The 11,031-nt window shown below is 72.7% G+C and carries 9 protein-coding genes and 2 pseudogenes; 5 read left to right on the top strand and 6 right to left on the bottom strand.

Annotated features, from left to right (window positions below; all coding sequences use genetic code 11):
• Positions 1-132 precede the first annotated feature (132 nt).
• Positions 133-1,011: a hypothetical protein gene (locus AB0M36_RS37485; RefSeq protein ID WP_364167532.1), complete on the bottom strand. Its 879-nt coding sequence runs from the start codon at positions 1,009-1,011 to the stop codon at positions 133-135.
• A 209-nt stretch (positions 1,012-1,220) separates the two neighbouring features.
• Between AB0M36_RS37485 and AB0M36_RS37480 the strand changes: the two genes are divergently transcribed.
• From AB0M36_RS37480 to AB0M36_RS37465, 4 genes are all read left to right on the top strand, one after another.
• On the top strand, positions 1,221-4,394 hold the full coding sequence (locus AB0M36_RS37480) for an NACHT domain-containing protein (protein ID WP_364167529.1): 3,174 nt from the start codon (positions 1,221-1,223) through the stop codon (positions 4,392-4,394).
• Between the two features lie 77 nt (positions 4,395-4,471).
• Positions 4,472-5,257, top strand: a complete 786-nt coding sequence (locus tag AB0M36_RS37475; protein WP_364167526.1) for an MEDS domain-containing protein — start codon at positions 4,472-4,474, stop codon at positions 5,255-5,257.
• Positions 5,254-6,213 (top strand): sensor histidine kinase, encoded by a 960-nt coding sequence (locus tag AB0M36_RS37470; RefSeq protein WP_364167524.1) that lies wholly within the window; start codon positions 5,254-5,256, stop codon positions 6,211-6,213. Before AB0M36_RS37475 ends, AB0M36_RS37470 begins: the two co-directional genes overlap by 4 nt.
• A 77-nt stretch (positions 6,214-6,290) precedes the next feature.
• Complete coding sequence (locus AB0M36_RS37465) at positions 6,291-7,289, top strand: LacI family DNA-binding transcriptional regulator (RefSeq protein ID WP_364167535.1); 999 nt, start codon at positions 6,291-6,293, stop codon at positions 7,287-7,289.
• Between the two features lie 113 nt (positions 7,290-7,402).
• On the opposite strand, the gene AB0M36_RS37460 is transcribed toward AB0M36_RS37465, so the two are convergent.
• A complete protein-coding gene (locus AB0M36_RS37460) occupies positions 7,403-7,732 on the bottom strand; it encodes a DUF2064 domain-containing protein (protein ID WP_364167522.1) in 330 nt (109 codons plus the stop codon).
• A gap of 48 nt (positions 7,733-7,780) precedes the next feature.
• Positions 7,781-8,635 (bottom strand): alpha/beta hydrolase, encoded by an 855-nt coding sequence (locus AB0M36_RS37455; RefSeq protein ID WP_364167519.1) that lies wholly within the window; start codon positions 8,633-8,635, stop codon positions 7,781-7,783.
• A gap of 78 nt (positions 8,636-8,713) precedes the next feature.
• Between AB0M36_RS37455 and AB0M36_RS37450 the strand changes: the two are divergent.
• A pseudogene (locus tag AB0M36_RS37450) lies at positions 8,714-8,926 on the top strand (SAM-dependent methyltransferase); the annotation flags it as partial.
• Positions 8,927-8,935: 9 nt separating this feature from the next.
• Here the strand turns inward: AB0M36_RS37450 and AB0M36_RS37445 are convergent.
• The 3 genes and pseudogenes from AB0M36_RS37445 to AB0M36_RS37435 form a co-directional block, all read right to left on the bottom strand.
• A pseudogene (locus AB0M36_RS37445) lies at positions 8,936-9,814 on the bottom strand (NAD(P)-dependent oxidoreductase); the annotation flags it as partial.
• Between the two features lie 55 nt (positions 9,815-9,869).
• Complete coding sequence (locus AB0M36_RS37440; protein ID WP_364167516.1) at positions 9,870-10,448, bottom strand: hypothetical protein; 579 nt, start codon at positions 10,446-10,448, stop codon at positions 9,870-9,872.
• Positions 10,449-10,554: 106 nt separating this feature from the next.
• Positions 10,555-11,031, bottom strand: a 477-nt coding sequence (locus tag AB0M36_RS37435; protein WP_364167513.1) for a substrate-binding domain-containing protein, incomplete at its 5' end; no start/stop codon positions are given.

Below are 11,031 nucleotides of genomic sequence, written 5' to 3'. Positions count from 1 at the left end.
CCGTGGGGCGCTCGCCCGGGGGCGCGCGGGGCTGGCTAACCTCGTTGGGGGGCGGCCCGGGCCGCGCGCGCCCGGTCTACTGTGGGGGGCGCGGCCCTCGACGAGGGCCGCGCCACGCGACTTGTTCCTACCTCAGCCCTTCGAGCCGGAACCCGACTTCTTGCCGGCGGCGCCGGCCTCGTCCTGGCCCTGCTCGTCCTGGCCTTGCTCGTTCTGGCCCTGCTCGTTCTGGCCCTGCTCGTTCTGGCCCTGCTCGTTCTGGCCCTGCTCGTCCGCGCCGTTACCGGCTTCCTCGCCCGCCCCGGCGTCGTCACCGGCGGCGGCCTTCGCCTCCTCCAGCGTCAGACACGCCGTCAGCAGCGCCTCCCGCGCGGTGATGACCGCGGCGTCGAGCTCCTCGGCGTTGCCGTTCCCGGCGGCGTCCTCGCCCTGCCCGGCAGCGCCCTGGCCCTGGCCCTTGCCCTGACCCTGCGCCTGGCCCTTGCCCTGCGCCTGGCCCTTGCCCTGCGCCTGACCCTTGCCCTGCGCCTGACCCTTGCCCTGCGCCTGGCCCATCTTGGCGGCCCAGCGCTTCGCGATCGCCTTCTTGGCCTTCTTCGACTTCGGCACGGCCGCGCCCTCGTCACCGGCGCCGGCCTGCTCCTCGCCGGCTTCCTCCTCCTGGCCCGCGGCCTCGGCCGCGGCGGCGGCCTGGTCGATCGCGAACTGGGCGCAGGACGCCTCGAGCAGCTGCGCGGACGCCGCGGCCTTGTCAGCGGCGCCGGCCTCCTGCTCCGGCTTCAGCGGCTCGCCGTCGCAGACCACCGCGCCGGCGTTGACCTCCAGCTTCTCGCAGCCGGCGATGTCGAAGTTCTGGCCGTCGACCACCACGATCTCCGCGGCCGCCGCCTGCTCGCCGGCGTTGGCGAACTGCAGGCCGGTCAAACCGCCGGCCACCAGCACTCCGGCGAAGACTGCGGCGCCGATCGCCTTACGGTTGACCCCGGCACCCCGTCGCTGACGCAGTCTCATCACCACTCCTCGTCATCGAACATCACTTTTTGTGTACGGGAGTCGATACGGGATCGGGCCACGGGCCGGTTCATCACTTCCGCGAATTACCCCGGTTCAATTTCGCCACATTTATTTCTCATTATTTTTCGGCGCGGTGGCTGATCATCGCGAAGGTCCACCCCCTCGGGCGACTACCTCATGTTGTTCATCGACCACAAGATGTCACGATGGGACCTGGTTGGACTGAGATACCTCCCGCCGTCGTCGTCGCCGTACTCGCCCTGCTGGCGGCGCTGACCACGCTCCGGCAGGCGTGGCTCATCCCGTTCCGCCGGCTGACCGGCGCGTTGGCGGTCGTCGCGGCCGCCGCCGTCCTTCTCGGACGCTTCGTGCCCGGTCTGCTGCCGTTCAAGGAGCCGCTCTTCGCGCCGGGCCTGATGTCGGGCGTCCTCGTCCCCGCATGCGCCGCGGCGTTGTTCGTCCTCGGCTGGTACCGCCTGCTGTACGCACCCCGGAACGCGGCGGCGCTGGACCTCGGCCGGGTCATCCGGAACGCGGCCGCGCTGGTCGCCGACTCGGAGGTCTCCCGGACCTCGCCCAGGCGCCGCCCCGGCCTGCCGGTGGTGCCGCTCGACGCATCCCTGACCCGCCGCGGCAAGACGAGACACGCCGGCCTCGATCGGTCGCTACGGCGGGCGAGCCGCGGCCGCGTCCGCCGGCACAGCGAGGCCATGACCCTGCTGGTCGGCACCCGGGGCGCCGGCAAGAGCGCGGCGATGCGCCGGCTCGCCCGAGGGCGCATGCCCGGTGCCCAGCGTGCCGTCCCCGGCGTACGGGTACCCGTCTATGTGGACCTGAGTCGGCTGGACGCCACGAAGCCGGTCAGCGTCCAGACGCTTCGCGAGCACGTGGCGACGTTGCTGGCCGACAGCGACCCCCTGCTCGACGAGACGGTCCTCAAGTACCTGCGGGAGAGTCGCGACACCGTCCGCTGGACGTTGCTGTTCGACGGCTTCGACGAGATTCCGGCGCTGGCCTCCGCCACCGATCTCGCCCACGCCCAGGAGATGCACGTACGGGCGATCCGGCGGTTCGTCGGCAGCCTGCCGCACGCGCGGGCGGTCGTCGCCGGCCGGAGCTTCGGCGAGACGACCATAGTGGACGCCGCCGCCACCATCCGTGTCCAGCCCCTGCGTCCCCGCCGCCAACGACGACTCGTCCGCGCCGCGGGACTCCGGGGCGCCGCCGCGCGCCGACTGCGTCAGCGGCTACGCACCGACCCCACCATCCGCTCCCTGGCGGACACGCCGTTCACGCTGGGCGTCCTGTGTGAATACGTCGCGGCCGCCCCGGACGCGCTGCCCCAGACCCTCTTCGAGAGCTTCGACCGGGCCATCGAGGCCCGGCTCACCGGCGCGGGCGGCCCCCACCTGCACACCATCGCGAAACAGCTCGCCTTCTGTGTCACGCTCGACGCTCAGCCGAACGGCGCGGCATGGAGCCGGCTCGCCGAACGGATGACCCGGTACGGCTTCGCCACGGCGGCCGAGGCGAGGGCCGCCACGCCCGCCCTCATGGCCGCCGGGATCATCACGGTGCGCATGGACGGCACCGAGGTGTCCTCCGTCGCCTTCACGCACCGACTGTTCCAGGACTGCCTGGCCGCCGGCGCGATCATCGCCCGGCCCGACCTGGCCACCGGCCCGGACATTCTGGGAGAACGCTGGCGGGAGGTCGTGCCGCTCGTGCTGCGCCACGGACCGCCGGAGGCCCGCGATCTCCTCTTCGCCGAGGTCCGGGCCCTGCTCGCCGCCGGCCTGTCCCAGGTGCCGGGCCTGCTGGCCCGGGTGGATGTGGCCGGCCTCGACCGGGTGACCGGCCTGCGGGAGCGGTTCGCGTGGCCACAGCCCACGGCGGCGATGCTCATCATGCTCGCCGCGGTCTGCCGTGGCGGCACGGTACGGGTGCCGCCGGACGTCAGCCGCGACGTGGACCGGCTCGTGGTGAGCGCGTTCCTCTCCGGTGCCACCTACGACTGGTTCGTCGCCCTGGACGTCCTGCCGCTCGCCGACACCGCGGTCGCGGCCTGGGCGGTCGACCACTGGTCCACCTTCGCCAATCTGCCCGCGTTGCAGGTCGGGGCGCTGACCGAAGCCGCGGTCCTGCCGGAACTCCCGATCGGCGCGGCGTCGCGCATCAGGCTGTCCTTTCTGCGGGAGGCCCTGAACGGTCGGCGGGCCTGGTATCACAACCCACTGACCCCGTCGGTGAGCCAGCCGGTCGGCCTGCGGGTGCTGAGCGCCATCGCCGCCGGCATGGCCGCCGTCTTCGCCCTGCGCGCGGTCGTCGACCTGACGCGCCCCGCCTTCGGCGGCGAGAAACACCTCGGCGAGGCGGCCGTCTTCGGCGTGCTCGCCGTCGCGGCGTTGCTCTGGTGGCACGCGTGCCGGGGTGCCACCGTTCCACCGAGCCTGCTCACCGCGGCGGCCAGCCTCTACGGACTCGTCGTCTTCGTTTACGGGTGCGCCCTGCTCCTCATGCTGTCCCGGCTGCCCTGGGACGTCCTGCTCGCGCGCGGCCGGGGGGTCCTCGACGCGAGCGGATGGATCCTCGGCGGTCTCGCCGTTCTCTGGCCCGCCCTCGCCGTGCTGGCAGCGGTCGACGGCGGATCACGCCGGGAGGTGCTGCTAAGGCCAGACCGGGTGATCCGGCGGTTCCTGCGGCGGCGGCTGCGGGAGCGCGGCATCGCCGATGGCCTGGTCGTCGTCGTGGCGGTCTTCGGCTTCGCCCTGCTCGGCATCCTGACGGTGGACGCGGAGGGGTCCGCGTACCTACCCGAGCGAGCCGCCCCGGTCGTCACCACGGTGCTGCGCTGGGTGCTGCTGGTGACGGTCACGGTCTGCTTCGTCGTCACCCTGTACTGGAACGAGCTCTCCGACCTGGCCTGGCGCCGCCGCAACGAGCTCGCCGACCTGGACGCCGTGACGGACGCGCAGCTGCGGTCGATGCTGCGGGCGGTGCCGCACCAGCGGAGCCTCGGGTGGCTCCTGGACGGGCTCGAACGCCGCTCCGAGGACCACCCTCCGCTGCTGGCCGGCGCCGCCGCGCTGCTGTTCGATCTGGACCACGCCCTGGACCACCTGGGCCGCACCATGCCGCCGGGAAGCGCCTGGTCGGTCCAGGCGACCGCCTGGGACGACGTCCGGCCCTTCCGGGATCCGGAGTTCGTCGCGTTTCTGCGCGATCCGGCCCTGGCCCGGGACAAGCTCTGCTGGCTCACCCGCTATCACCGCGAGCGGGTGGCTCGGCTGCGTCGGGCCGCCGAACAAGCCGGCACGCGCGACGGCTCCCCCACCGCCCCCGCCGTGGGTCTACCCGCCACGGCCCCACCCCGCCCGTAACCGACCGGCCACAATCCGGCGTAACCCCGCAAATTCCGGCGCATCACCAGCTCGCCTGTCCTTCTATCATCTACAGAATGGCGACAATGACGGGCCCACGGCGGCCCCGGGTGGGCGGTCACGTCTGCCTGGCCTACGCCGAGCCCGCCGCCTTCGAGGACGCGGCCCGGGACTTCCTCGCCGAGGGCGTCGCCGCCGGTGAGCGCGTCTGGTATCTCGCCCCGACGCCGCCCCGGGGCTGGCGCTTCCGGCCCGAGCTGGTCCGGATCGGCGACCACTATCCCGAGGACGGCGTGATCGATCCCGCCGCCGGCGTGTCCGCCTACGCGGCCGCGACCGAGCGGGCGCTCGCCGACGGCTATTGCGGTCTGCGGGTCGCGGCCGAGGCGACGTCCCTGGTAGGGACGCCGGCCCAGCTCGATGCCTTCGCCCGCTACGAGCACCTCGTCGACCGTTACATGCGCGGGGCGCCGTTCTCGGCCCTGTGCGGCTACGACCGGGTGGCCCTGGGCGACGAGGCCGTCGACGAGTTGGCGTGCCTGCACCCGTTGTCCACAGCGCCGTTCCGGCTGTCCGCGGGCCTACCCGGGCAGGCGGACGTCATCCTCTCGGGTGAGCTCGACTGGGCGAACCGCGACCTGTTCGTCCGAGCCCTCGCGCGCGCCGAACCGCGCCCGGCCTCCGCAGAGCTGGTGATCGACGCCGGGCGGCTCACCTTCGTCGACCACAACTGCCTGGTCGACCTCGACCAGTACGCCCACAGCCACGGCATGACGGCCGTGCTGCGCACCCGGACGCCCGTCCCCGCCCGCCTGGTGGCGCTGATGGGTCTGACCGCCCTGCGGGTCGAGAGCGCCCTATGAGAACGGGTGCGGCCGCCGGACATCCCGGCTACTTCCACGCGGCCGTGCGTTACGCGTCGGACGAGGAACTCGTCGAGGTCACCCTGCCCTTCCTGCTCGGCGGGATCGCGGCCGGCGAGCCGACTATCGTCGCCTTCGGCGAACGCACAGCGGGCCTGATCCGGTCCGCGCTGCCCGTCGGCACGCCGGTGCGGTTCCTCGCCGGCGGTGCCAGGTATGCCCGACCCTCCTCCGCCATCCGCGGCTACCGCGATCTGCTCGCCAAGCATGTCGCGGCCGGCGCCACCCAGATCCGGATCATCGGCGAGATGCCGTCCGCCGCGTTCGGCAACACCTGGGACTGGTGGGCGCGCTACGAGTCGGCGATCAACCACGCGTACGACGACTTCCCGCTGTGGAGCATGTGCGCCTACGACACCCGGATCACGCCGGCCGCGGTGCTGACGGATGTGGCGCGTACGCATCCGCGGTTCGCGGTCGCGGGTGGGCGGCACGAGGACAGCGACGCGTACACGGATCCGCGGGAATATCTGAGCGAGCACCGCCCGCCCGTGCTGGATCCGCTGCAGGCGGGCCCGCCGACGGTGGTGCTGGAGGCACCGACGCCCGGCGAGGCGAGGCGGGCCGTGCACGCCGCGGATCGCGGCGGCATGCCCGCGCAGCACGTGGACGACCTGGTGGTCGCGGTGAGCGAGACGGTCACCAACGCGATCCGGTACGGCCGCCCGCCGGTGCACCTGCGGGTCTGGGGCGGCGCCGACCGCATCGTGGTGACCGTGACGGACGCCGGGGCCGGACCGAAGGACCCCTTCGCGGGTCTACTGCCCGCCACCGGAACGGCGACCGGCGGTCGGGGCCTGTGGATCGCCCACCAGGCCTGCGACCACGTCGCCGCCGCGAACGACGACGAGGGCTGGACGATCCGCATGATCGCCGGCGGCACGACCGTTTCCTGAGCACGGCGTGTTACCGTTCACATAGCCGGCAGGAGATCAAGGGGGACCGCGTGCCAGCAAAGAAGCGGGTCACGGTCATGCGTGACGTCGCCAAGCTCGCCGGCGTCTCCCACCAGACCGTGTCGCGGGTGCTCAACGACCACCCCAACGTCAAAGAGGAGACCCGGACCCGGGTCCTTGAGGCGATGCAGTCGCTGAACTACCGCCGCAACCTGGCGGCCCGCACGCTGGTCACCCGACGCTCACACACGCTCGGCCTGATCGGCTTCGAGACCACGCTGTTCGGCCCGGCCTCCATGCTGTACGGCATCGAGGACGCCGCACGCACCGCCGGATACCTGGTCAGCATCGCCACCATCCGTACCCTCGAACGCCGCGAGGTGCTCGAAGCCGTGGACCGCCTCTCCCAGCACGCGGTCGACGGCATCATCGCGATCGCCCCCAAACCCTCGGTCACCAGCGGCCTGCTCCAGGCGCCGCCGGGCCTCTACTGTGTCGCGGTAGGTGGAGCGGGCGACCCGGACGCGGTCCCGACCGTCCGCGTCGACAACGCCGCCGGCGCGCGGCTCGCCACCCGACACCTGCTCGACCTCGGCCACCGAACCGTGCACCACGTCGGCGGCCCCCCCGACTGGCCGGAGGCCCAGGAACGCGTCGCGGGATGGCGCGACACCCTCTACGAGGCCGGCGCGCCGGTCCCACCGGCCGCACTCGACTCCTGGAACGCCGAATGGGGTCACCGCCGCGGCCAGGACCTGGCCCTCGACCCGGAGGCGACGGCGATCTTCTGCGCCAACGACCGCATCGCCCTGGGCGTGCTCCGCGCCCTGCACGAGGCGGGCCGCCGGGTGCCGGAGGAGGTGAGCGTGGTCGGCTTCGACGACATGCCCGACTCCGGCTACTTCCTGCCGCCGCTCACCACCGTGCGCCAGGACTTCGCCGAGATCGGCCGGCGCAGCCTCGCCCTGCTGCTGGAACACCTGGTCGACGCGGAGAACGCCGGCCCGCCGGCACACCTCGTCGTCCCCCCGGACCTGATCGTCCGAGGCAGCACCGCGCCACCCCCGCGACGGTGAGCTACCCCCCGTCCGCGCGGCCGCCAGGGAACGCCTGGCCTGACAGACCCGGTCGGCCGCCCGCGGGAGGGCCGTGAGGTCCGGGAACGGCCTCCCCGCGGGCGATCACCCTGTCAGTGCTCCCCGGCGCCGAGAAGGTTGCCCGGTGAGACGAACTTTTTTCCGGCCGGGGCGGGGAGGGTCGGGAGCATGGCCACGTGCAGGCCCAGCCGCAACGCCGCCAGGGTGAGGCTGTGCGCGGCGGTCAGCGCCCGAAGGTCGGGCGCGAGGGACGGCTCGCGCAGGCCGAAGGCGTACCAGCCGCCGTCGGTGGTCGGGCCGACCACCGCGTCGAACCTGCGGAGCAGGGCGTATGCCTCACCGCGCAACTCGGCGGTCAGCTCCGGCGCCGCGGTCGAGACAAAGAACGGATCCGAACGCGGGGCGCGGCGGAAGTAGGTCATGCCCTGTCAGTGGCCGTCCGCGGCCATTAGGTTGCCCGGGTGGCCGGATTACCCAGCCGGATCGGCGCGCAGGGCGGCGGCGATCGTCTCCGAGAGCCACCCGGGGTCGTCCAGCCAGGGGAAATGTCCCGCTCCCGGCTGCACGGCGAGCTCACCCCGCGCGAACAACCCCGCGTATTCGGCGGCCCGCCCCGGCGGGAGGCCGACGTCGTGTTCGCCGGCGATCAGCAGCACCGGCGCCCGCAGGCGACCGAGCGCCGACCGCACCGCCTCCGGCGCGAACGCGCCCTCGCCGTAGTAGCCGGCCGTCGCCTCCGGGTTGCGGTGGCCCGCCTGACTGGCGCGTTCGGCCCGGGCCGCGTCCCACCGGCCGTACGAGAACGGCGCGATCGCCGCCCAGTCGTCGTCGGCGGCCCGGCCGGCCCAGACGCGCTCGAAGGCGGCGAAGGCGTCCGGGAACCAGGGCTCCCCGCGGCGCCGCTGGGCGACCTCCCGCCGGTCGGCGTCGGTGATCTCCAGGCCGACCGGCCGGGGGCTCGGGGCGATCAGCACGAGGCGGCCGACCCGATCGGGATGGCGGGCCGCGTACAGCAGGGCGAGGGTCGCGCCGGCCGAGTGGGCGACCAGGCTCAGCCGCTCGATCCCGAGGTGCGCGCGCAGGGCCTCGACGTCGCCGACCTGACGGTCGCATCGGTACGTCGCGGGTTCGCGCGGCACGGCCGAGTCGCCGGTCCCGCGCGGATCCAGCAGGACCAGCGGGTGGTGCGCGGACAGGCCGCCCAGGTCACCGAGGTAGGCGGCGGCGTGCATGGGGCCGCCGGGCAGCACGACCAGCGGCTCCCCGTCGCCACCGACGCGACGATAGGCGAGTCTGGTGCCGTCGGGGGCGTCGAAGATCAGCACTGCCGGATCCTAATGCGCCATGACGACGGCCGTCAGGACAGATGTGAGTCGATGCACTTGTTCTTGCCGTCGCCGGCGGCCGGCTTCACCATCTCGGGCTTCGAACAGGTTCCGCAGGTGACCGCCCCGTCCTTGCGGGAGGCCGCCGCGTGCCTGCGACGCGAGGCGCACACCCCGCTGCAACTGATCACCGACGAGGCGTACGCGGCCGGGGTGGTTCGCCTGCGCGAAGCCGCGGAGACCGAGGCCGGCCCGGTGGTCGACGCTCTCGACCTGCTCGTCCTGCGGTGAGCGGGTAGCTCAGCGGGTTTCCAGGGCTCGCACCACGGCGGCCATGTCCTCGTCGCCGTGCCCGAGCGCGACCGCTTCCGTATAGAGGACGTGGCAGGCGTCGAGCACGGGCGAGGCTATTCCGGCGCTGCGGGCGGCCGCGGCGACCAGCTCGTTGTTCATGAGGACGTCTCGCAGCGAGGCCTGCACCGCGAAGTCCCGCGCGAGCAGCTTGGCGCTCTTGATCCGCGACACGTCGCTGGCCATCGGCCCGGCGTCGAGCACGGCGGCGAACCGCGCGAGATCCACCCCGGAGCGCGCGGCGAAGTGGTAGGCCTCGGCGAGCCCGGTGACCATGCTGATCAAGTAGAGGTTGACGGCGAGCTTCATCAGCAGCGCCTGCGGCACGGCACCGCAGTGCGTCGCGTCCCGGGTCATCGGCGCGATGATCTCGCGCACGGTGGCCACGTCCGCCGGGTCCCCGGCGAGCATCGCCACGAGCTGCCCGGCCTCGGCGGGGCGGCGCGATCCGGACACCGGAGCCTCGACGTAGCGTCCGCCGGCGGCGACCACGTCGTCGGCCAGCGCCCGCGAGTACTCCGGGGAGGTGGTTCCCATGTGCACGAGCAGCCGGCCGTCGACGGCCTGGAAGGCGGGAGTGCCCCGGCCGAGGACCGCGTCGACCGCCTCGCCGTTCGCCAGCATCATCAGGACGACGTCCGCGCGCTCCAGCACGGCCGCCGGGCTCGGCGCGACGCTCGCGCCCCGCTCGTGGACGGCATGACACCGTTCGGGACGCCGGCTCCAGACCACCAGCGGGGTGCCGGCCCGGGCGAGGCGCAGGGCCATCGGCTCGCCCATGACCCCGAGCCCGAGAAATCCGACGATCTCACCGTCTGCCATGGTCGTACCGTAGAACGGTCGTTCCTTGCCCGGCGCGGGCCAATTCGCACCCGGCGGCCCGTCAGCCGGTGCGGCCGTTGGCGTAGACCACGCGGAAGCCGAGGTGGTCGGCGAGCGCCCCCCAACGGCTGGAGCGCATGAGGCGTTCGACGCTGTCGATGCGTCCGCCGTTGACCATGGCGTTGAGGACGACCGTCTCGAAGGCCGCCGACTCGACCCAGTCGATCGCCTTGGTGAAGCCGCACAGCATCGCGGCCTTCGTCTCGTGCAGGAATTCCTTGAGGACACGGTCGGAGGCGCGCAGCACCGAGCAACTGCCGAAGTACAGGCTGCGGCCGGCGCACCGTCCCGACATCCAGGCGGCGATCTCGTCGAGTTCGACCGTGGTCTTGGCGGTGAGGCACAGTTGTGTCGGCTGCCCGTGCAGGGCGAAGAAGCCGACCTTGTAGTCCTGGTACTTCCGGGAGAGCCAGGTGTCGAGGTAGTAGTGCAGTTCCTCGGTGGTCGCCGTGTCACGGTGGATGAAGCGGATGCTGCCGAGGCGTTCGAGCAGTTCGAGGGTGGGCAGCACGGATCCTCGCTCGGTGAGGTCGTCCTCCCACTGGCCCTCGACGCAGAACACTCCCCCGGCCTTCGCCACTGCCCCTCCTCGTGCGCCGCCGATCGTGCCCGACGCGACGACGCTAGCGGACCTCGGCGAATTGAGGGGGGCGGGATACACGAAGCGGATATGCCTCACAAATCGATCAGCCGAGGTTCGCGTTCGCGCAGGCGGCGGCGTACTCGGCGGCGCAGAGTTCCTCCCTGGTCACGAAGCCCTCGGCGATGACCTCCGCGATGGTGTCCCGGGTGACGGCCTTCGAGGTGAGCAGGACGGCCGGGATGGTTCGGCCCGTCTCCGGGTCCGTGATCGCCTCGGTGAGGGCGGGAGGCCGCTCTCCCCGGGCCAGCGCGACCGCCAGCCCGGTCGCCGCGGCGGCCTCCTTCTCGATGTCCTTGTAGACGGTCATGCACTGGTCGCCGGCGAGGATGTTGCGCAGGCCCTGCACGGTGGCGTCCTGCCCGGTGACCAGGACCTCGCCGTTCAGGCGGTATTTTCGCAGCACCCCGATGGCCGCGTTGGCGATGCCGTCGTTGGCGGCCAGCACCCCCTTGATGTCCTTGCTCTGTGTCAGCATCTGCTCGAACATCGTGCCGGCCTGCGCGTTGTCCCAGTCCGGCAC

Source organism: Actinoplanes sp. NPDC051346 (assembly GCF_040682215.1).
GTDB lineage: Bacteria > Actinomycetota > Actinomycetes > Mycobacteriales > Micromonosporaceae > Actinoplanes.
The sequence above is the reverse complement of the archived record's forward strand: the minus strand, read 5'-3'. Positions and strand labels throughout refer to the sequence as shown.